16 protein-coding genes are annotated in these 20,935 nt (G+C 67.3%); 8 read left to right on the forward strand and 8 right to left on the reverse strand.

Annotated elements, in window-relative coordinates:
• Positions 1–82: 82 nt before the first annotated feature.
• From J7J50_RS20725 to J7J50_RS20735, 3 genes are all read right to left on the reverse strand, one after another.
• The gene (locus J7J50_RS20725; protein WP_215061065.1) at positions 83–1,081 is read right to left on the reverse strand and encodes a bile acid:sodium symporter family protein; all 999 of its coding nucleotides are present in this window, start codon (positions 1,079–1,081) and stop codon (positions 83–85) included.
• Positions 1,082–1,518: 437 nt separating this feature from the next.
• On the reverse strand, positions 1,519–1,893 hold the full coding sequence (locus J7J50_RS20730; RefSeq protein ID WP_215061063.1) for a hypothetical protein: 375 nt from the start codon (positions 1,891–1,893) through the stop codon (positions 1,519–1,521).
• A 23-nt stretch (positions 1,894–1,916) separates the two neighbouring features.
• Positions 1,917–2,858 carry a DNA/RNA non-specific endonuclease gene (locus J7J50_RS20735; protein ID WP_215061061.1) on the reverse strand — a complete coding sequence of 314 codons (942 nt, stop codon included), beginning with the start codon at positions 2,856–2,858 and terminating at the stop codon, positions 1,917–1,919.
• A 189-nt stretch (positions 2,859–3,047) separates the two neighbouring features.
• Between J7J50_RS20735 and J7J50_RS20740 the strand changes: the two genes are divergently transcribed.
• Complete coding sequence (locus tag J7J50_RS20740) at positions 3,048–5,063, forward strand: hypothetical protein (RefSeq protein WP_215061059.1); 2,016 nt, start codon at positions 3,048–3,050, stop codon at positions 5,061–5,063.
• A 206-nt stretch (positions 5,064–5,269) separates the two neighbouring features.
• Here the strand turns inward: J7J50_RS20740 and J7J50_RS20745 are convergent, their stop codons facing one another.
• Positions 5,270–7,264: a prolyl oligopeptidase family serine peptidase gene (locus J7J50_RS20745; RefSeq protein ID WP_215061057.1), complete on the reverse strand. Its 1,995-nt coding sequence runs from the start codon at positions 7,262–7,264 to the stop codon at positions 5,270–5,272.
• 216 nt (positions 7,265–7,480) lie between these two features.
• Here J7J50_RS20745 and J7J50_RS20750 point away from each other — a divergent pair, with 216 nt between their 5' ends.
• Positions 7,481–8,617 (forward strand): membrane dipeptidase, encoded by a 1,137-nt coding sequence (locus J7J50_RS20750; protein WP_215061055.1) that lies wholly within the window; start codon positions 7,481–7,483, stop codon positions 8,615–8,617.
• A 9-nt stretch (positions 8,618–8,626) separates the two neighbouring features.
• On the opposite strand, the gene dnaG is transcribed toward J7J50_RS20750, so the two are convergent.
• The 4 genes from dnaG to rpsU form a co-directional block, all read right to left on the reverse strand.
• Complete coding sequence (gene dnaG / locus J7J50_RS20755; RefSeq protein ID WP_215061052.1) at positions 8,627–10,369, reverse strand: DNA primase; 1,743 nt, start codon at positions 10,367–10,369, stop codon at positions 8,627–8,629.
• 263 nt (positions 10,370–10,632) lie between these two features.
• The gene (locus J7J50_RS20760; protein ID WP_251044678.1) at positions 10,633–11,625 is read right to left on the reverse strand and encodes a YihY/virulence factor BrkB family protein; all 993 of its coding nucleotides are present in this window, start codon (positions 11,623–11,625) and stop codon (positions 10,633–10,635) included.
• Positions 11,626–12,325: 700 nt separating this feature from the next.
• Positions 12,326–12,772 (reverse strand): GatB/YqeY domain-containing protein, encoded by a 447-nt coding sequence (locus J7J50_RS20770; protein ID WP_057941405.1) that lies wholly within the window; start codon positions 12,770–12,772, stop codon positions 12,326–12,328.
• Positions 12,773–12,999: 227 nt separating this feature from the next.
• Positions 13,000–13,215 (reverse strand): 30S ribosomal protein S21, encoded by a 216-nt coding sequence (gene rpsU / locus J7J50_RS20775; RefSeq protein WP_031371286.1) that lies wholly within the window; start codon positions 13,213–13,215, stop codon positions 13,000–13,002.
• Positions 13,216–13,361: 146 nt separating this feature from the next.
• Here rpsU and tsaD point away from each other — a divergent pair, with 146 nt between their 5' ends.
• The 6 genes from tsaD (at position 13,362) to J7J50_RS20805 (ending at position 20,614) form a co-directional block, all read left to right on the forward strand.
• Positions 13,362–14,384: a tRNA (adenosine(37)-N6)-threonylcarbamoyltransferase complex transferase subunit TsaD gene (gene tsaD / locus J7J50_RS20780; RefSeq protein WP_215061050.1), complete on the forward strand. Its 1,023-nt coding sequence runs from the start codon at positions 13,362–13,364 to the stop codon at positions 14,382–14,384.
• 260 nt (positions 14,385–14,644) lie between these two features.
• Positions 14,645–14,995, forward strand: coding sequence for a dihydroneopterin aldolase (gene folB / locus J7J50_RS20785; RefSeq protein ID WP_215061048.1), 351 nt, complete (start codon positions 14,645–14,647; stop codon positions 14,993–14,995).
• A 214-nt stretch (positions 14,996–15,209) separates the two neighbouring features.
• Positions 15,210–16,052, forward strand: a complete 843-nt coding sequence (locus J7J50_RS20790) for a DUF6159 family protein (protein WP_251044679.1) — start codon at positions 15,210–15,212, stop codon at positions 16,050–16,052.
• A gap of 182 nt (positions 16,053–16,234) precedes the next feature.
• Positions 16,235–17,419, forward strand: coding sequence for an SAM-dependent methyltransferase (locus J7J50_RS20795; RefSeq protein WP_215061046.1), 1,185 nt, complete (start codon positions 16,235–16,237; stop codon positions 17,417–17,419).
• Positions 17,416–17,838 carry a VanZ family protein gene (locus J7J50_RS20800; RefSeq protein WP_215061039.1) on the forward strand — a complete coding sequence of 141 codons (423 nt, stop codon included), beginning with the start codon at positions 17,416–17,418 and terminating at the stop codon, positions 17,836–17,838. Before J7J50_RS20795 ends, J7J50_RS20800 begins: the two co-directional genes overlap by 4 nt.
• Positions 17,839–18,112: 274 nt before the next feature.
• Positions 18,113–20,614, forward strand: a complete 2,502-nt coding sequence (locus J7J50_RS20805; protein WP_215061032.1) for a TonB-dependent receptor — start codon at positions 18,113–18,115, stop codon at positions 20,612–20,614.
• The last annotated feature ends 321 nt before the right edge of the window (positions 20,615–20,935 follow it).

Consider the following 20,935-nt stretch of genomic DNA (forward strand, 5'->3'; position numbering starts at 1 on the left):
TAGGACAGCCCCAAAGCAAATCCCCCCTTGCCCCCCTTTTTCAAAGGGGGGAATCCCTCGGGTGGGAGTGGTTGGCGGGCGGTCAGTCCGCGGCTTCTTCCAGCACGGGCGTCGTCGCAGCACGCCGCGCATACCGCCGCGCAATACTCGCGCAAACGATCAACTGAATCTGATGGAAGATCATCACCGGCAACACGATCGCTCCCAGCGCGCTGCTCGCGAACAGGATCTTCGCCATCGGCACGCCGGTTGCCAGGCTCTTCTTCGAACCGCAGAACACGATCGCGATTTCGTCCTCGCGCGAAAACCCGAGCCGGCGCGCGGCGAACGTCGTCGCCACCATCACCACGGCCAACAGCAGCGCGCACACGCCGATCACCACGTACAACGCCTGCACCGGCGTGCTTTGCCACAGGCCGCTGCTCACCGACGCGGCGAACGCGGTGTACACGACCAGCAACACCGTGCCCTGGTCGGTGTAACGCAGCACCGCGCGCCGGCGTTCGACCCAGCCGCCGACCCAGCGCCGCAGCAGATGGCCGGCGACGAAAGGCACCAGCAGCTGCAGCATGATCTTGCCGATCGCTTCGCCCGGATTCGCCATCGCCCCGTGCGAGCCGGCCAGCGCGCTCATCAACAACGGAGTCAGGAACACGCCGAGCAAACTCGACGCCGACGCGCTGCACACCGCCGCCGGGACGTTGCCGCCGGCCATCGAGGTGAAGGCGATCGACGATTGCACGGTCGATGGCAGCGTGCACAGGAACAGCAGGCCCAGATACAGCTCCGGCGTCAGCCAATGGCCCGACAACGGCTTCAGCGCCAGGCCCAGCAGCGGAAACAGGATGAAGGTGCTGGCGAAAATCACCAGATGCAAACGCCAGTGCAGGGCGCCGGCCACGATGGCCTCGCGCGACAGCCGCGCGCCGTGCAGGAAGAACAGCGCGGCGATGGCGATGTTGGTGAAGTCGTCCAGCCCGCGTGCTACCGCGCCTTGCAGCGGAAACCACCAGGCCAGGGCGACCGCGCCCAGCAGGGCCAGGGTGAAAGCGTCCACGCGCAGACGTTTGAGCCACGACATCGATCGGCGCCTCGCAAACAGGGAAGGGCGCAGGGCCGCGGCGGTCGTGCGTGAGCGCGCGGCGATGCGGGCCTGAGCCTCATTCTGGCCGCCGCGCGCGGCCCGGTCCATGGCGGAACGTGGCGGCGAGTTCGGCGTGGGCGTGAGGATGCCGGGCGCGGGAGCGTATCGGATCGCTTCGCAGGCTTGAAGGACGGCTGCAGGAGCTGCGGTCAACCCAAGTCAAGTACGCAAGCGTAGCGTCCGAAGCCTGCGCGCATCAGGCGGCAAAACCACCGGAGGTCGTCAGCCTGCGCGCATCAGGCGGCAAAACCACCGGAGGTCGTCAGCCTGCGCGCATCAGGCGGCAAAACCACCGAAGGTCGTCAGCCTCTGCGCATCAGGCGGAAAAGCCACCGAAGTTCTTCGCTTCGGTGGCTTTAGTGGTATTGCACCTTTTAAATTGGCCGCACGCGCTCGGCGATGTCGGCCGCGCTGTCGGGCGTGACATACCACTTGCCCGGTTCCTCATATTCGAAATCGATCGCCACTTCCGCTGCCTCGCGATTGATGCGCACGATGCACACCCGCCACGGCGCCTTGTCCTTGGTATGGGTGACGCGGCGCAGTTCTTCCAGGCGGTTCTCGATCTCCACGCCCGACGGCGTCAGCGGTTCGCCCGGCTGGCCCTTGTCGTAGCGGAAGCCGTTGAGGCGGCTGATGCCTTCGCCGTACCAGGCGATCAGCGAATAGCCGTCCCAGGGGCGTTCGCCGGCCTTGGGGTCGACCACGATCAAGCGCGCGATTTCGCCGAGCAATTCGTCTCTGTTCATGTCCTGCCTTAAGGGCGTGTCGGTTAGGAGCCGGCCGCGATCAACTCGTCCATCTGCGGGCCATCGACCCGGTCGTAATGCTGGCCAGCGCGGTTTTCGAACGTCACGCGCTGATCGTAAACCCTGCTGCCGTCGGCCGGGTCGATCACGTCATAGGAAATGCGAACCCGGTCCGGTCGATCGACCTCGCGCGGCGTCAGATCGATGTCGATGCGCACGTCCATGCCTTTATCGACCCAGGCCGCCCACTCGTTTTCGAGGGTTTTGTACGCGCCCATGTTGAAGTTGCCGTTCTGTGGGAACAGGTTCTTCAGGCCCTGGTCGGTGACGAAGCGATGGCCGAACACATGCCCGCCCTGGTCGCCTTCCACGCCGCGGTCGGCGGCGGTGCGTTGCGCCTGGGTTTCCGCGTCGCTGCGCTCGATCTTGCTGAACACGGTGCGCAAGGTGCCCTCGGCATGCACCGGCCGGCCCTGCTCGTCCACGGTCCAGGTCGCGTCGTTGATCTCGCCGCTGTCGGGGTTGATCACCGTCGCGGAGATCTCATGGATGCCGGCGGATTCGGAATCGCCCAGGCCCAGCCAACCCTTGACGGTATCGACCACGCCGTCGATCAGCCCGCCTTCGCGCGGCAGCGCCGCGTAGGCCTCGCGCACGTCGGCGCCGCTGCGCCGGTCCACCGCGTCGGCGATGGTGTCCTGGCCGAACGCGGCTTCCAGCTTGCGCAGCTGCGGCGCGTCCAGCTTGCCGGCCAGATCGTTGGCCAGGGTCTGCCGGTCGGCCAGCGGCAGCGCATCGACCTGCTCGCGCAGCGTGTCGAGCTGCGGCGGCGTCAGGCCATCGACTTGCGCGCGTGCCTGCGGCGGCGCGGCCTGCCGCAGCGTCTGCGGCGTCGGCAGCGGCTGAACGGGCTCCAGCGGCGGCGGCAGGACCGGGGCGAGGCCGGCGGAGATCGGGTCGGTCATAGGTGTGCCTGATCGATGCGAAGCAAGCACTCAAAGTAGCCAGAATAAGCACGCCGCCCCAGTGGGGAAAACCCCAGTAATTCGTGACAGTTCAATGACTTCGGCTGGCCCGGATAGGGTTGGCCCCATCTGGCCACAAGGGGAGCATGGGACTAGCGTGCAGGTTCACTCAGCGGGATGGGCGCGGCCATGAGCGGGATCTTCAACAATCCGACTTACCGAAATCCGGTGCTGTTCCAGCAGCCCGCCGAAGCGCCGCCGCCGGCGAAACCGCAGAACGCGGATGGCGTCGTGCCGCCCACCGGCACCCAGCACGAAGACGTGCAGGCCGCGGTCGATGCGACCCTCAGCCCCGATGCGACGGTCGAGCAACGCAACACCGCGTATCGCGAAACCCAGGCCTATGTCGAGCGCGCGGCCAGCGGCGGCGACTACGAAGTCATCGACGACGCCTCGATGAAATCGATCGCGCTGAGCACGCTGCGCGAGCACGACGTGCCGACGCGCTATCGGCCCGAAGTGCTGGACGCGGTCGATCGCGAAATCTCGCCGAGCGCCAGCAGCGCGCAGCGCATGCAGGCCTACGATCAGATCCAGCAGTACGTGGAAATGGTGGGCGGCATCGGCGATGCCGGCATCACCGCCGAAGCCTTGCCCGGGCGCACCGCCGATCTGCTCGGCGAGGCGCGCATCCCGACCTTGAAGCAGGACGCGCAGGACGATGCGCAAGGCATCCTGGATGTCGGCAAGCGCGATGGCGAAGACGACTACGGCGCGCGCCGCGATGCCTTCGCCGACGCCGTGCGCGGCGAGCCGGAGGCGTATCGCGAATACCTCACCGCGGCGGTGCTGGAACGCGATCATGGCGCGGTCAAATCCTGGCTGACCCCGAGCGGCGTGCTGGGCCTGGCCGGCGACGGCAAGATCGATGCGGCCACCCGCGCCGACATCACCGAGCAGATCGCCCAGGCCTACAACGATCGGGTGATCGACGCCGATTCCTTCGACGGTCTGGCCGATATCGACTACGGCCCCGATCAGGTCCGCGAGTACAAGGAGATCACCGATTTCCTCAACGGCTCCAGCGGCCCGGAAACGCTCGAGCTGCGCGGCAATCTGGCCGACCGCATCTTCGATACCTGGTCGCATTCGCAGTATCCGACCGATCTGGGCTTCCACAGCTACAACTTCCGCCAACTGGAACTGGCCATCAACGTCGCCGGCGGCGACGCCCAGCATCCGGAAGTGCTGACCGACTTCCTGCGCGGCCTGCCTTCGGATCAACTCGACCGCGTGATCGCCATCGCCGCGCAGCTGCCGCAGGCCGAGCCGGACATGATGGCGACGATCTTCTCCGCGGTCGCGCGCGACGAGCGCCCGCAGGCCGGCGATCTGGCCGCGCAGCTGGCGCGGCTGCCGGGCGAGCACGGCGACTGGTTCGAGCAGGACCAGGTCGCGCGCAACGAAGCGCTGGCGCAGATGCTGGGCACGCACTCGGACAAGGTGCTCGACGCGCTCAGCGAATACGACGACAGCGGCGCGCGCGGTCTGGGCGAGGACACCGATCGCAAGCAATACGAAGTCAACGGCCGCGATCTGGCCGCGGTGCTGGAACTGACCACGTTCAACCCGGACATCTCCGGCGCCGGCCGCCAGAGCGCGCGTCAGGCGATCCTGGACTACGTCGGCGATCAGGCGCAGATCATCAACGACTCGCGCGGGCAGACCAATTCGCCCGGCTACGAGGACGCTTCGGGCCGGTTGGTGGTGATCTCCGCGGCGAGCGACGTCGCGGTGGATCGCGGTTTCGAAAAACTGCAGGCCGATATCGACGCGAAGAAGGAAGCGATCGCCTTCGTGGTCGATCTGGCCCTGGTCGCGGTGCCGCTGCCGGCGCGGCTGGAAGCGCGCGCGACCGGCAAGCTGGAAACCTTGTTCGCGAACAATCCGCTGGTGCAGGAGGCCTTGACCGGGCTCACCGGCGAGGTCATCGACACCGCCACCGGCCAGCTGACCGATGCGGCCAAGCAGCAGTTGTACGGCAACATCGATTCCAATCCGGAACTGGCGCGGCTGACCGAGCGCCAGGCCGTGGCCGACGCTTTCCGGGAGAGCTCGTTGGGCGGTGTGGCCGATGAGCGCGATCGCGCCGAGATCCGCCGCGATGCGAACGGGCTGGCGGACGATATCAGCGAGATCGATTGATCGGGCGTGATGCGCGGTGGTTGTGGTGGCGCGCAAATCCCCCGCGCTATCGATTCGTTTCGGCTTCAAGGCGCACCAGGCGCTCGCCCCCTTTGCCAAAGGGGGCGCCGGTTCTCACCGGCGGTGAAAGCTCGCCGTCCGACAACTCCACCAGACCGATTCCCCCTTTGAAAAAAGGGGGCAGGGGGGATTTGTTCTTAACCTCCTCACTCTCCACCCATCAAATGCCGCTGCCAGAACGCCATCATCGCCGCACCGAAGTAATCGGTATTGGCCTTCTTCTGGAACCCGTGCCCCTCGTCGTTGAACATCAGGAACCAGACCGGCTGCCCGTTCGCCCGCACCGCTTTCACGATCTGCTCGGCCTCGGTGTACGGCACGCGCGGATCGTTCCTGCCCTGCGCCACGAACAAGGGCGAAGCGATCTTGCCGGCGTTCTTCAACGGCGAAATCCGGTCGAACACCGCCTTCATCCGCGGAATGCGCTCATCGCCGTACTCGGCGCGGCGCAGGTCGCGGCGATAGCTTTCGGTGTTGTTGAGGAAGGTGGTGAAGTCGGAAATGCCGACCACATCGACGCCGGCGCGGATGCGGTCGCTGTAATGGGTCAGCGACGCCAGCACCATGTAGCCGCCGTAGCTGCCGCCGTACACGCCGACCCGTTGCGCATCCAGCTCGGGCTGCTGGCCCACCCAGTCGAGCAGGGCGCCGATGTCCTTGACCGAATCCTCGCGCTTTTCCGCGTTGTCCAGGCTCAGGTAAGTGCGGCCGTAACCCGATGAGCCGCGCACGTTCGGCACCAGCATCGCCACGCCAAGTTCGTTGGCCAGGAACTGCGCGGTGGCGTTGAAGCTGGGCTGCGACTGGCCTTCCGGGCCGCCGTGGATATTGATCACCACCGGCAGCTTCTTGCCGGCCGGCACCTGCGCCGGCTTGTAGTAGAACGCCGGAATCGTGCGCCGCGCGCCGCCGTCCACCGTGTCGAAGGTCGGATAACGGATCAGGCTGGGGGTGACGAACCGGGTCGAGTCCAGGCCGCCGACTTCGCTGCGGGTCCAGCGCGCCAACTGCGCGGAGGCCAGATCGATCACGTACAGATCGCTGGGCGAAGTCGAGGTGTTGATCGCCAGCGCGATGCGCTTGCCGTCGGGCGAGAAATCGGCGCGGCCGATCACTCCGATCGGCAAGGCCGGCAGCTTGATCTGCTTGTGCTGCGGCAGCGACAGCACGTGCAGCTTGCCCACGCCGTCTTCGTTGCTGACGAACAACAGATGCTTGCCGTCTTCGGCCAGCGCCAGCTGGTCCACGTCCCAGGGAATGTTCGCGCTGAGCACGTCGAACTTGCCGCTGGCCGGCTCGTGCCGGCGCAAGGTGCGGAACTCCTGCGGCTTGCCGTCCACCGGCTCGTCGGAGACGAAATACACCGCGCGGCCGTCGCGGGAGAAACGGAAATCGCTGATCGAGGCCTTGCCGCCATCGACCGGGAACAAGGTCAGCTTGCCGCTGTCCAGATCGACCAGGCCCGGATACGACTCGCCGGCCGAGACGAACTTGATCACCAGCAACTGCTTGCCGTCGGGCGAGAAGTCCTGCGCGCTCCAGGTGCCGCCGTCGGTGACCACCGCGCGCGCCTTGCGCGTGGCGAAGTCCATCACCCACACGTCGATGTCGCGGCCGTTGCGCGCGGTGCTGCTGTAGGCGAACTGCTTGCCGTCGTGCGAGAACAGCGGATTCTGGTTACGCGCCTTGCCGTCGGTGAGCAGGCTGACCTGGCGCGTGGCCAGATCGAAATAATGCAGTTGCCAGAACTCGTTGCCGCCCACGTCCTTGCCGAACACGAAACCGTCCGACGGCGCCGGCGCCACGGTCAGGTTGTTGACCGGTTCGGGATAGAAGGTGAGTTGCTCGCGCATGCCCAGCGGCTGGCAGACGCGATGGGCCTGCGCGGTTTCGGCGAAGCGGGTGCCGATCAGCAGGCAGCCGTCATGGGTCCAGCCGCCGAAGCTCGCGCCGCGGGTGTTCTGGTAGCGGTTGAGGCGTTCCTGCAGCTCGGCCGGAATCGTCGGGACGTTCTCGCTGACCCGGTTGCCTTGTTCCTGGCGGGCGACCTCGCCGCCGGCCTGGGCGGCGGCGCGGGCATGAGCGGTGCCGGCGCAAGCCAGCGCCAGCGCGGTGACAGTCAGGACGTGGCGCAGCGACATCGTAGTCTCCCCAGGGTGCGGTGATCGCGTCCGGCCGCAGCGCCGGCGCACGGACCCCGAGCTTAGCGCGCGCGGTGCGCGCCGATCCCTCCCGAAGGTCACGGCTTCGCAAGGCCGCTGCCGGGCTTAGAGTGCGTTGACTGCATTCAGTGCGCCGTGATCGCGGCCGCGTCGCGCGACCGTCGCGGCGCAACGGTTTCACCCAGGGAGATATCGATGCTCGACCGAAGGACGTTCCTGATTCAAGGCGCACTGGCCGGCGCCGGCGCGCTGGCCAGCGGCTGGGCCGCACCGCTGCGCGCGGCCGCGCCGCCCTCGCAATGGCCGCCGTACGCGCAGGCGATGGTGGTCGATGGCTGCGGCTTCATCGGCAGCGAGGACGCGCAACCCGGCGAAGCGCTGTCCAGGGCGCTGGTCGAGGACGCGCGCGCCAGCGGCCTGCGCGTGCTGCAGACCACGGTCGGCCCGGTCGCGCAGTACGAAGGCGCCTACGAGGCGGCGATGCGCGACATCGCCTATTGGGAAAACGAGATCGTCCTGCATCCGGACGTGTTCATGGCGGTGCGCACCGGCGCCGATCTGGAGCGCGCGCGGCGCGAGAACAAGATCGGCATGGTCTATCAGTTCCAGGACAGCGCGCCGATCGGGGAAAAACTCGAACGCATCGACGACTTCCAGCGCATGGGCTTGCGCACGGTGCAGCTGACCTACAACGTGCGCAATCTGGCCGGCGACGGCTGCATGGAGGCCGGCGACGCCGGCCTGAGCAAGTTCGGCCACCGCCTGGTCGAACGCCTCAACGAGCGCCGCGTGCTGGTCGATCTGGCCCACAGCGGCCGCCGCACCGCGACCGAGGCGATCGCCGCGTCGAAAGCGCCGGTGCTGATCAGCCACACCGGCTGCGCGGCGCTGGTCGAACGTCCGCGCAACAAGACCGACGCGGAAATGCGCGCGGTCGCCCAGGGCGGCGGCGTGGTCGGCATCTACCTGATGCCGTTCCTGCGCGAAAGCGGCCAGCCGATGGCGGCCGACGTGGTGCGGCATATCGAACACGCGCTGCAGGTCTGCGGCGAGGACCATGTCGGCATCGGCACCGACAACACCGTCTCGCCGGTCAAGCTCACCGAGAAATACAAGCGGCTGCATGCCGAGTCGATCCGCGAGCGCCGCACGCTCGGCATTTCCGCGCCGGGCGAAAGCGAGACCGTGTATCTGTTCGTCCCCGACCTCAATACGCCGCGCCGTTTCGAGATCATCGCCGCGCTGTTGGCGCAGCGCGGACACAGCGATGCGCGTATCGGCAAGGTGCTGGGCGGCAATTTCGCCCGGGTGATGGGCGAGGTGTGGGGCTGAGCGGCCGGCTCAGGGCGCCGGACGCGCCAGCCGGGTCTGCAGCAGGGACAGCAGCTCGCGTTTTTCTTCGTCGCTGAGGCTGCCTTCGCGCTTGCGTTCCTGCAGTTCGTCCAGCCGTTGCACCACGGTCTGTTTTTCCAGTTGCGCGATCGCGTCGAGGAATTCGCGCTGCAGGGTGTCGTCGCCGCCAGGCAGGGAGTGGCTGGCGAGTTTATGCAGCGCGGCGGCCTGCGGGTGTTCGGCCAGATGCTCCAGCAACGCGCCGGTGCTGATTTCCGGTCGCTGCTGCACCACATCGACGATTTCGATCAACAGTTCGATGCCGGGCTGGCGCAAGGCGGCGAAACGGTAGGGCGGTTGCAGCGCCGCGGCGAGCGAGGGCTTTTGCAGCAACACGCTGATCGCGCTGCGCACCAGCGAGCGCTTGGGCGTCGGCGCCGGACGCGCGCCCGAATGCGCGCGCTGCGTCGGCACGTGCGTATCCGGCGAGGACGCGCGCGCGCCGACGCCGGTCAGCTCGGTCAGGCGCTGCTTCATCAGGTCGCCGAAGGCGCCGTCGGGAATCTGCGCCAGCAGCGGCTTGGCGCGTTCGGCCAGCCGGCCCTTGCCTTCGAGCGTGTTCAAGTTGACGTCGGCGGCGAGCGAGTCGAACAGGAACTGCGACAGCGGCGTCGCCTCGCGCAGGCGCCGGTCGAAGCCTTCCGCGCCTTCGTTGCGCACCAATGAATCGGGGTCTTCGCCGTCGGGCAGGAACAGGAAGAAGGCCTGGCGACCGTCCTTCATGCGCGGCAGCACCGACTCGACCGCCTTCCACGCCGCGCCGCGGCCGGCGCGGTCGCCGTCGAAACAGAAATAGACGTCGGCGGCGTTGCGGAACAGCAGTTCGGCGTGATCGGGCGTGGTCGCCGTGCCCAACGTCGCCACCGCCGTGTCCACGCCGTGCTGGAACAGCGCGACCACGTCCATGTAGCCCTCGACCACGATCAGCTTCGGAATCTTGTTGTGGGCCTGGCGCACCTGCCACAGGCCGTAGAGCTCGCGGCCTTTGTGGAACAGCGGGGTTTCCGGCGAATTGAGATATTTCGGCCCGTCTTCCTTGTCGAGCACGCGGCCGCCGAAGGCGATGACGCGGCCGCGGCGGTCGTGGATCGGGAACATGACCCGATCGCGGAATTTGTCGTAGACGCGGCCGCTGTCGTTCTTGGAGAACAGGCCGGCGCGTTCGAGCAGTTTCATGCGCCGCTCGTCGGTGCCCAGCGCATCGCGCAGGCCGTTGAAGCCGTCGGGGGCGTAGCCGATGCCGAAGCGGTCGCGGATGTCGATGCTGACGCCGCGGCTGTCCAGATAGCCCTGGGCCTTGCCGCTGATGGCGTATTGCTTGAGGAAGAAGCGCTGCGCGGCTTCGACCGCGACGTACAGGTCCGAGGTCTCCGAGTTTTCGTTGCGCGCGCGGGTGTCGCGCGGGACTTCCACGCCGACGCGCTTGGCCAGCTCATCGACCGCGTCGAGGAACTCCAGGCGCTCGTAATTCATCAGGAAGCTGATCGCGGTGCCGTGCGCGCCGCAGCCGAAGCAGTGATAGAACTGCTTGGTCGGCGAGACCGTGAACGAGGGCGAGCGCTCGTCGTGGAACGGGCAGCGCGCCGAGTATTCCTTGCCCTGGCGTTTTAACGGCACGCGCGCGCCGATCACCTCGACGATGTCGGTGCGGGCGAGGAGGTCGTCGATGAAGCCGTCGGGGATGCGGGCCATGCCGGTGGCCGCCTGCGAGGGGCGGCGCGAAACTCGTTGCGGATCGGCGACTAGGATGCCATGAGGCGGGGTGGATCGGCCGCGATTGGGGCCAAGAGCAAATCCCCCCTGCCCCCCTTTTTCAAAGGGGGGAACTCGATAGGTCGGAATTCGGAGTTCGGAGGTGCGCGAAAACAAGAGCCCCCTTTGCAAAAGGGGGCGGCGCCCGGCGCCCGGCCGGTATCGCGCAAAACCCCAGCGCCGGGGATTTGCCCCCGCCGAAGTTACCCTTCCAACCCCACCGCACTACGCTCCTGCGCCAAGCGCCGCCGCACCCGCGCATGCTCATCGAGCATCGCGGTGATCAGCGCCCCGAGCAGGAACACCACCGCGCAGTAGTACATCCACACCAGCATGATCACCAGGCCGCCGGCCGGGCCGTAGGCCGTGCCCAGGCTGGCCTGGCCCAGGTACAGGCCGATCGCGCTGCGGCCGAGCATGAACATGCCGGAGGTCAACGCGCCGCCGAACAGCGCGCGTCGGCGGCTGACCGGGCGATCCGGCAGCCAGCGGTACATCGCCGCGAACACCAGCGCATACAGCAGGAACGACGCCACCGCGGCGAACACCGGCAGCAAATCGGGCACGTAAGCGATCAACAGTTGCAGCGCCGCCTGCACCGCCATCGACACCACCAGCAGGAAACCGACGCTGATGACCATGCCGAACGACAGCAAGCGCTTGCGCAGCCACGCCATCAACCCGCCCAGGCGCTTGGCGTCGCTGCGGAACACGCGGTTGAGCGCGGCCTGCAATTGGCCGAACACGGCCGAGGCGCCGACCAGCAGCGCGATGGTGCCCAGCAGCGCGGCGAACGAGCCGGTGCCCGGGCGGTTCTCGGCATTGGCCACGATCAACCGCGCCGTGCTTTCGACCTGGCTGCCGGCCAGCAGCCCGATCTGGCGGAAGAACTCCTCCTGCGCGGACGGGTAGAGCGCGGTGGTCAGCCACAGCACCATCAGGATCAGCGGCGCCAGCGACAGCAAGGTGTAGAACGACAGCGCCGCGGCCAGCGCCAGGATGTCGTAATCGACGAAGCGCTGCGCGAACTTGCCCGGCCAGCTCTGCTCCAGGCGGGTCTGCAGGGCGTGGATGCGTTGCATGGCGTCATGGGCGAATTCGGACGCGCCCGAGCCCGCGCGATCGGCGTCCGCCGCCGGCGGATCGGGGCGTGGAGCGTTGTGATGCGCGGGCAGGGAATCCGGATTCGAAGGCATGCGGTACGAGCATCGTCGCGGGGGTGACGCGTTCAGTATCCGCAAATCGGGTTAGCGATGCGTCGCCGATGCGTGCACAAACGCATCTTCGGAGCGCGCGATCGGCCTGTCTCAAGACCACCGATACGCGAAAGCCGGGGCCCGGCCCGGCTTTCGCGGCGATCGCGCCGTGGCGGCGAGATCGCGGGGTATCGACGATTGCGCGCGATCAGTCCCTAAAAGTAGTCATCGCGCAGCGAACCGTCATGGCGGCCGACGCGCAGACAACAATTCCTTGAACCTCCGCGCGGAGCCGCAGGGGCACGGATCGTTGCGGCCCAGCTTCTCGACCAGTTCCTTGTCGCCATGAACCAGCCGCCGGCCGCGTTTGACGCGGGTTTCGGACGGGTAGCCCTTGCGGCGTTTACGGGTGAGTTCGAGCGCGGGCGCGGCGTGGGACGGCGCGAGGTCGAAATCGGACGGATCGGGCGCGACGGTTTCGACGGCTTCGGGCGTGTCCGCGGCAGCGGCCTGGAGCCCGGCGTCGGTCGTTTCGATCAGCGGATCAGGCAGCGGCCTGAAAGCAGACGGCGTTGGGGTTGCGGCGTTTCATGGAGCACCTCCGGTCGTGCGGCCCTTGCGGGCGGTGAAACCCGGACGCCGCCACGCGGCGCCGGGGAATAACGAGGTCCGCCGCATCCGCCGGCGGACCGGGCCGGACTCAGCCGGCCAGACGCTTCTTGGTCAGCGCCGACACCTGGCCCATGTCGGCCTTGCCGGCCAGCTTGGCCTTGAGCGGGCCCATCAGCTTGCCCAGGTCGGCCGGGCCGGTCGCGCCGACTTCGGCGATGGCCTGCTCGATCACGGCCAGGATCTCGGCCTCGCCCATCTTGGCCGGGATATAGCGCTCGATCACGACGATTTCGTCGCGCTCGATCTGGGCCAGATCCTCGCGCGCGGCCGCTTCGTACTGGCTGACCGAGTCGCGGCGCTGCTTGACCATCTTGTCGAGGATCGCGATCACCGCGGCGTCGTCGAGTTCGATGCGCTCATCGACTTCCTTCTGCTTGAGCGCCGCGTTCATCAGGCGGATCACGCCCAGGGTCTGCTTGTCGCCGCTCTTCATCGCGGCCTTCATGTCTTCGGTGAGGCGTTGTTTGAGGGTCATGGCTTTTTGACGGGAATTGGGAATGGGGAATAGGGAATCGGTAGAGCGATCGCACTGCGGGTTGGGGCGGCGCTGGGCGAAGCGGGCATTCACGATTCCCGATTCTCCATTCCCGATTCCCGGCTAAAGCACAAACGCAAAAAGCCGGCAGCGCCCGAGGCGCGGCCGGCTTGATGGTGGTTCTGCGACAGCCGGCAGGTTAGGCCTGGCGGACGCGGAACGCGCGATCAGTACAGGCGCTGACGCTTGGTGACGTCGCGCGAGGCGCGGCGCGCCTGACGCTTCACCGCAGCGGCGGCCTTGCGCTTGCGTTCCTGCGTCGGCTTTTCATAGAACTCGCGCTTGCGGGTTTCGGCCAGGACGCCGGCCTTTTCGCAGGTGCGCTTGAAACGGCGCAGGGCAAATTCGAAAGGCTCGTTTTCGCGGACTTTGACGCTGGGCATACGTAATCTCGTTAACGGGGACCGGCCCGGCAGACCGGGAGAGCCGCGCATTATAGCGATGCTCGTGCGGAAGGTGCAACATACACCTCCATGAACGCGACATTCTCCCAGAAACCGGCGGCCGACGCAGCCCGTAAGGCCCGCCCATGAAGGTTTTGGGCATCGAAACCAGCTGCGACGAGACCGGGGTGGCGGTGTACGACACCGACGCCGGTCTGCGCGCCCATGCGCTTTACAGCCAGATCGCCCTGCACGCCGAATACGGCGGGGTGGTGCCCGAGCTGGCCAGCCGCGACCACGTGCGCAAGCTGCTGCCGCTGATCCGCCAGACCCTGGCCGAGGCCGGCCTGGGCACCCGGGACATCGACGGGGTGGCCTATACCGCCGGCCCGGGCCTGGTCGGCGCGCTGCTGGTCGGCGCCGGGGTTGCGCGCGCGCTGGCCTGGGCGCTGGACGTGCCGGCGGTCGGCGTGCACCACATGGAAGGCCATCTGCTGGCGCCGCTGATGGAGGACGACCCGCTGGGCCGGCCCGAGCCGCCGTTCGTGGCCCTGCTGGTCTCCGGCGGGCATACCCAACTGGTCGCGGTGGACCGGATCGGCCAGTACCGCCTGCTCGGCGAGACCCTGGACGACGCCGCCGGCGAGGCCTTCGACAAGACCGCCAAGCTGATGGGGCTGCCGTACCCCGGCGGCCCGCAACTGGCGGCGCAGGCCGAGCTGGGCACCCCCGGCCGTTACAAATTCGCCCGGCCGATGACCGACCGGCCCGGCCTGGACTTCAGTTTCAGCGGCCTCAAGACCCAGGTGCTGCTGGCCTGGCAGAACAGCGACAAGACCGAGCAGACCCGCGCCGACATCGCCCGCGCCTTCGAGGACGCGGTCGTGGACACGCTGGCGATCAAGTGCGAACGCGCGCTGGAAGCCTCCGGCTGCAAGACCCTGGTGGTCGCCGGCGGCGTCGGCGCGAACACGCGCCTGCGCGCCAAGCTCGCCGCGATGACGCAAAAGCGCGGCGGCCGGGTGGCGTTTCCGCGGCCGATGTTCTGCACCGACAACGGCGCGATGATCGCCTACGCCGGCGCGCTGCGCCTGCAGGCGGGGCAGCATGCCGATGCGTCGGTGCGGGTGACGCCGCGGTGGGACATGGCCTTGCTGGAGCCGGTGTAGCCGCCGCTGCGACGGGCTTTTGTGGGAGGGGCTTCAGCCTCGAGGTTTTTGTGGGAGGGGCTTCAGCCCCGATGCTTTCCGCTCCGTGCTGGAAGCATCCCCATGGAGTCAAACCCCGCGGCGATTTGAGCGAAAAGCATCGGGGCTGAAGCCCCTCCTACAAAAGCCTTGCGGCGGCGACGAAATCCGGCGTCGCGGGTAGCATGCTTTTCACTTCTTACGCATCGCACGGCCCATCCCTCATGCCGAATCCTGCCCCCATGGACCACGTCTTCATCGAAGGCCTCGAAATCGAAGCCGTGATCGGCATCTACGACTGGGAGCGACGCATCCGCCAGCCGCTGGTGTTCGATCTGGAAATGGCCTTCGACAACCGCGTGCCCGCAGCCAGCGACGCGATCGGCGACACCCTCGATTACGCGGCGGTGTGCGAGCGCATCAGCCAGTTCGTGGCGCAGTCCGAGTTCGGCCTGGTCGAAACCCTGGCCGAGCGCGTCGCTGCGATCGTGCTCAATGAGTTCAAGGTCGCCCGGGTGCGGCTCAAGCTCAGCAAGCCCGGTGCGATCCGCAATGCGCGCGGGGTCGGGGTGTGTATCGAGCGCGGTCGCTGAGGGTGGCGGCGATCTGATCGGAAAGCATCGGGGCTGAAGCCCCTCCCACAAAAGCATTCCCGAGCCGAGCGCGAAGCCCCGAAGTCTTTTGTGGGAGGGGCTTCAGCCCCGAATGCTCTTGGCTCCGATCGCCGCGCAAATCCTTCCCCGGCACCCGCCCCGCATCACACCCACTTGCGAATTCCCGTCACAGGTTTGACGATGCCCCGATCTTATGACCTGGGGGCAGGCGATGTTCGAGAAGATTTCCCGCAGCTGGGAGTTGGCCAAGGCCAGCGCCTCGGTGCTCAATTCAGACCGGGAGCTGTTGGTGTTTCCGGTGGTGTCGGCGATCTGCGTGCTGGTGGTGCTGGCCACCTTCATGATCCCGGCGGTCGCCTTCAAGCTGTTCGCCGACGGCTACAGCGTCGGTTCGCTGGCGTTCGCGTTCGCGTTTTATTTCTGCCAGTACTTCGTGATCATCTTCTGCAACTGCGCGCTGGTCAGCGCGGCGATGATCCGGCTGGAAGGCGGCAATCCCACCGTCGCCGACGGTTTCAACGCGGCGCGTTCGCGCATCGGTGCGATCGCCGGCTACGCGGCCATCGCCGCCACCGTCGGCATGATCCTCAAGGCGATCAAGGATCGCGACAACAACTTCATCGTGCGCCTGATCGGCGGCGCGCTCGGCGCGGCCTGGACGATGGCGACCTTCCTGGTCGTGCCGGTGCTGGTCGCGGAGAACGTCGGGCCGATGGACGCGCTCAAGCGCAGCGTGGCGATGTTCAAGCGCACCTGGGGCGAGAGCGCGGCCGGCATGGCCGGCATCGGCCTGGCCTGCTTCGTGGCGATGCTGGCGCTGGGCGCGGCCGGGTTCGGCCTGGCCTATGTGCTGAGCCTGGTGTCCTCGGCGCTGGCGGTCCTGATCGGCGCGGTGACGGTGCTGGCCCTGCTGGCGCTGGCGGTGTACCAGAGCGCGCTGGGCAGCGTGTATTCGGCTGCGTTGTACCGCTATGCGGTGGACGGCGAAGTGCCGCGCGGTTTCGAAGGCCTGGCGCTGGAAGCGCCGCGCCGCTGAGTCGCCGGCGGCGACCGTCGAACCGATGTCGCGAGACCGCCCACGGGCGGCCTTCGCTTTTGCGCCTCAGCGACCCGGGGTGAGTTCGGCCACGTCCGCGTCCTCGTCGCTGCCGAAGCCGACCGCGATCGCTAGCCTGCTTTATCCTGGCGGCCTGCTCCTGACCTGCGTAACGCCGCCACGTGAAACCCTTCGATCTGCCGCCCCCCGACGCCGACGCCCTGGCCCACAGCGCGCGCCTGACTCAGCTGATCCGCGAACAGATCGTCGCCCACGGCGGCGCGATCGCGTTCTCGCGCTTCATGGAGCTGGCCTTGTACGCGCCGGGCCTGGGCTACTACAGCGCCGGCGCGAGCAAATTCGGCGCCAGCGGCGATTTCGTCACCGCGCCGGAACTGGGGCCGATCTTCGCCGCCTGCGTGGCCGAATCGGTGGCGCCGGTGCTGCAGCAGATCGGGCCGCAGGCGCGCTTGCTGGAACTCGGCGGCGGCACCGGCGCGTTCGCCGAGGTCGCGCTCAAGCGCCTGCTGGAACTGGACGCGCTGCCGGACCGCTACGCCATCCTGGAGCCGAGCGCGGAACTGCGCCATCGCCAGCGCGAACGCCTGCGCGAGCGACTGGTGCCGCCGTTGTTCGACCTGCTGGAATGGCCCGACGGCCCGTTCGGCGACGAGTGGGAAGGCGTGCTGTTCGCCAACGAGGTGATCGACGCGCTGCCGACGCCGCGCTTCGCCATCCATAACGAAGAAGTGTTCGAAGAACACATCGTCATCGACGGCGAGGGCTTCGCCCGCGAGCTGCGCCCGGCCGACGATTTTCTCGCCAACGCGGTACGCCAGGCCGAGCGCCGGCTGGAGCGGCGGTTCGAGGAAGGCTATCGTTCCGAACTGCTGCCGCAGCTGCCGTATTGGATTCAGGCCGTGTCCGGCGGCTTGCGCCGCGGCGCGATGCTGTTCGTCGATTACGGCTATGCGCGCTCGGAATTCTATTCGCCCGATCGCAGCGACGGCACCTTGCGCGCGTTCTACCGCCATCGCATCCACGGCGATCCGTTGCTGTGGCCGGGACTGCAGGACCTGACCGCGTCGGTGGATTTCACCGCCCTGGCCGAGGCCGGACTGGCGGCGGGCTTCGATCTGGCCGGCTATTGCTCGCAGGCCAGCTTCCTGCTCGGCAACGGCCTGGCCGGCGTGCTGCAGCGGATCGAGGGCCTGCGCGACGAAGTCGAGAAGCAGCGCCGCATCAGCGAGGTCAAGAAGCTCACCCTGCCCAGCGAGATGGGCGAGCGCTTCCAGGTGATGGGGCTTGAGAAAGACGTCGAATTCGGCGTCGCCTTCATGGCCGGCGACCTGAGCTATCGCCTGTGAGCGCCGTGCCCGCGCGCGCGCTGCTGCGCGAGTTCGACCGTCCGCTGCTGTGGTGCGCGTTGTGGCTGGCGATGATCGCGGCGGTGATCGCGACCTGCCTGTTGCCGGCGCACGATCTGCCGCCGCCGCCGTTTTCCAACTTCGACAAGATCGAACACTTCGGCGCGTATCTGGCGCTGTCGTCCTACGCGGGCATGCTGTTCGCGCGACTGCGGCCGCAGGCGATCGCGGTGGCGGGGTTGATCGCGATGGGCGTGGGCCTGGAATTCGCCCAGGCCACGCTGACCGATTCGCGCAGCGGCGACGCGATCGATGCGCTGGCCAACAGCCTGGGCGCGCTGGCGGGCTTGTTCGTGGCGCGCACGCCGGTGGCGCTGTGGCTGCAGTGGGTGGATCGCCGGCTTTTGCGCAAACGCTGAGGCGGCCGGGCCGCGGACGGGGGAAGTCCGCGGCGCGGACTGGGTAATTCATGTGCTCGGCGGGCCGGTCCATCGCACCGGCATCGCTCGCCCTGTTCAGTGACCGGCCGCCCATTCAGGCCTGAACCGGGCATTAGCCGGTTCGTCGTTATAAGAAATCTGTCACAAAGCCATAGTCGGCACAGTCACACGGCGTATTGCGAAAAAGTTAAGAAATGGTGAGGCTCAGCCCGGGCCACGGGAGCCCACCTCACTTTCGCAAGGACAACGACTCATGCCCTCAGTGCACCGCAACCGTTTGGCGCTGGCCGTGGCCGCCGCCATGGCCGCCAGCGCCCTCGTCCCCGCTTACGCCCAGGACGCCGCAGCGCCGGCGCCGGCCGCCCGCGAGGCGACGACGCTCGATGCGGTCCAGGTGACCGGTTCGCGCGCGCGCGGCCGCGCCGCCGAGGACACCGCGGCGCCGGTGGACGTGATCGGCAAGGAAGAACTGAACGCGACCGGCGCGACCGAGATCGGCCAGATCCTGCAGATGCTGGAACCCTCGTTCAACTTCTCGCGCACCTTCGTCAGCGACGGCACCGACATCCTGCGTCCGGCGACGCTGCGCTCGCTCGGCCCCGATCAGGTGCTGGTGCTGGTCAACGGCAAGCGCCGCCATCAGCAGGCGCTGGTGAACGTGCAGCAGACCATCGGCCGCGGTTCGGCCGGCACCGACATCAACGCGATCCCGCTGTCGGCGATCGAGCGCATCGAAGTGCTGCGCGACGGCGCCGCGGCGCAGTACGGCTCGGACGCGATCTCCGGCGTGATCAACATCATCCTCAAGAAGCAGACCGAGGAAACCCAGCTGTCGTTCCAGGCCGGCAAGTACTACGCCGGCGACGGCGCCAACTACCAGGGCTCGGTCAACACCGGCGTCAAGCTCGGCGACGACGGCGGCTTCCTCAATCTGTCCCTGGAATACCGCGACCGCGCCGAGACCAACCGCGCCGGCCCCGACAGTCTGCGCGTGAGCCCGCCGCGGGTGACCCAGCGCCTGGGCGACGCCGACGCCACCGACGCCTATTTCTGGTTCAACGGCGGCCTGCCGGTGGGCAAGGGCGAGCTGTACTGGTTCGGCGGCCTGTCCAAGCGCAAGGGCGACTCCTCCGGCTTCTTCCGCAGCCCGGGCGACAACCGCACGGTGCCTGCGCTGTATCCGGACGGCTTCCTGCCGAACATCCTGACCAAGGTGGACGACACCTCGCTGGCGGTCGGCTACAAGGCGCCGATCAACGACAACTGGGATTGGGATATTTCGATCAATCGCGGCCGCAACAAGTTCGGCTTCGAGGAAAGCAATTCGGTCAACGTCAGCTGGTGGTACGAGCCCAAGCCCGGCGGCGGCATCTACGGCGAATCGCCGACCAAGGCCGACACCGGCACCCTGCAGGCCGATCAGACCACTTTCAATCTGGATTTCCGCGGCACCCTGCAGGGCTTCAACAGCCATCCCCTGTACCTGGGCACCGGCGTGGAATACCGCAAGGACGAGTACAAGATCACCCCCGGCGCGCCGGTGACCTACACCTACGGCCGCACCAACAACCGCGCGATTCCGATCCTGGGCCAGGCCGGCGAGACCGCGCAGCCGGGTATGCAGGGCTTCCCGGGCTTCTCGCCCAACGAAGCGGTCGATGACGGCCGCCACAACTACGCGGTGTACCTGGACGCGGAAACCAACCTGACCGATCGCTTCCTGCTCGGCGGCGCGGTGCGTTACGAGGACTACTCCGATTTCGGCAACACCACCACCGGCAAACTGTCGGCGCGCTTCGACGCCACCGAGCAGTTCGCGATCCGCGGCACCGTGTCCACCGGCTTCCGCGCGCCGGGCGTGCAGCAGCTGTTCTACAGCCAGCGCTCGACCAACCTCAATGCCGCAGGCGTGCTGACCGACACCCTGACCGCGCGCCAGGACAGCGCGGTCACGCGTGCGTTCGGCATCGAGCCGTTGAAGGAAGAAACCTCCAAGAGCGGATCGATCGGCTTCGTGCTCAAGCCCAACGATCGCTTCTCGGTGACCTTGGACGTGTTCCGCATCGACATCGACGATCGCATCATCTTCTCCAGCAACATCCAGCCCGAGAGCGTCGGCACCAACGGCCAGCCGTGCGCGCCGGGCAACGGCAACTGCCCGATCCGCGCGATCCTCGATCCGATCGGCGTGGGCCAGGTGTTGTTCTTCACCAACGCCATCGACACCCGGACCACCGGCATCGACCTGGTCGCCAACCACAACACCGAGTTCGCCGGCGGTTCGAAGTTGAACCTGACCGCGCTGGTGCACTTCAACAAGACCGAAGTGAAGGACCGCCGCTCGCAGTCGGCGATCCTGCCGCCGAACGTGCTGTTCGACGACACTCAGGTGACCTTGATCGAAAAGGGCCAGCCGCGTCAGCACCACGTGCTGCAGGGCGTGTACGAAATCAACAAGTGGGAATGGACCGCGCGCGCCAACTACTACGGCCCGGTGACCGGCGAAGGCTTCACCCCGGGCGTCAAGCAGACCTGGAGCGGCAAGTGGCTGGCCGATCTGGCGGTGCGCTACAAGTTCACCGACAAGCTCAGCGTGTCGGTGGGCGGCAACAATATCTTCGACACCTACCCGGACAAGTGGGACCCGAACACCGGCGCGCCGTTCCCCCAGTTGGGCTTCAAGTACGGCTGGGAGACCTTGCCGTTCGGCATGAACGGCGGCAGCTACTACGCCCGGATCGATTATCGGTTCTGAGTTTGGCTGTTGGTGCGAGGGCGGCGATGCGAGTCGTTGCCTGATGGGTCGAGGAACCGCCGCGCGAAATTGGCGCGGCGGTTTTTTTTGTGGGATGAGACTTCGGCGAAGCCGAATAGTTAGAGACTTCAGCCCCGTCTCTCCAGATCGTCATTCCCGCGAAGGCGGGAATCCAGAGACTTCAGCGCCATCTTTCCAGGCCGTCATTCCCGCGAAGGCGGGAATCCAGAGACTTCAGCGCCATCCTTCCAGAACGTCATTCCCGCGAAGGCGGGAATCCAAAGACTTCAGCGCCATCCTTCCAGATCGTCATTCCCGCGA

It is taken from the genome of Lysobacter sp. ISL-50, assembly GCF_018612875.1.
GTDB lineage: Bacteria > Pseudomonadota > Gammaproteobacteria > Xanthomonadales > Xanthomonadaceae > Lysobacter.

Bases quoted from the DNA above. Each gene is read 5' to 3' on its own strand.
- J7J50_RS20725 (WP_215061065.1), bottom strand. From the start codon at position 1,081: ATGTCGTGGCTCAAACGTCTGCGCGTGGACGCTTTCACCCTGGCCCTG.
- J7J50_RS20730 (WP_215061063.1), bottom strand. From the start codon at position 1,893: ATGAACAGAGACGAATTGCTCGGCGAAATCGCGCGCTTGATCGTGGTC.
- J7J50_RS20735 (WP_215061061.1), bottom strand. From the start codon at position 2,858: ATGACCGACCCGATCTCCGCCGGCCTCGCCCCGGTCCTGCCGCCGCCG.
- J7J50_RS20740 (WP_215061059.1), top strand. From the start codon at position 3,048: ATGAGCGGGATCTTCAACAATCCGACTTACCGAAATCCGGTGCTGTTC.
- J7J50_RS20745 (WP_215061057.1), bottom strand. From the start codon at position 7,264: ATGTCGCTGCGCCACGTCCTGACTGTCACCGCGCTGGCGCTGGCTTGC.
- J7J50_RS20750 (WP_215061055.1), top strand. From the start codon at position 7,481: ATGCTCGACCGAAGGACGTTCCTGATTCAAGGCGCACTGGCCGGCGCC.
- dnaG (WP_215061052.1), bottom strand. From the start codon at position 10,369: ATGGCCCGCATCCCCGACGGCTTCATCGACGACCTCCTCGCCCGCACC.
- J7J50_RS20760 (WP_251044678.1), bottom strand. From the start codon at position 11,625: ATGCCTTCGAATCCGGATTCCCTGCCCGCGCATCACAACGCTCCACGC.
- J7J50_RS20770 (WP_057941405.1), bottom strand. From the start codon at position 12,772: ATGACCCTCAAACAACGCCTCACCGAAGACATGAAGGCCGCGATGAAG.
- rpsU (WP_031371286.1), bottom strand. From the start codon at position 13,215: ATGCCCAGCGTCAAAGTCCGCGAAAACGAGCCTTTCGAATTTGCCCTG.
- tsaD (WP_215061050.1), top strand. From the start codon at position 13,362: ATGAAGGTTTTGGGCATCGAAACCAGCTGCGACGAGACCGGGGTGGCG.
- folB (WP_215061048.1), top strand. From the start codon at position 14,645: ATGGACCACGTCTTCATCGAAGGCCTCGAAATCGAAGCCGTGATCGGC.
- J7J50_RS20790 (WP_251044679.1), top strand. From the start codon at position 15,210: ATGACCTGGGGGCAGGCGATGTTCGAGAAGATTTCCCGCAGCTGGGAG.
- J7J50_RS20805 (WP_215061032.1), top strand. From the start codon at position 18,113: ATGCCCTCAGTGCACCGCAACCGTTTGGCGCTGGCCGTGGCCGCCGCC.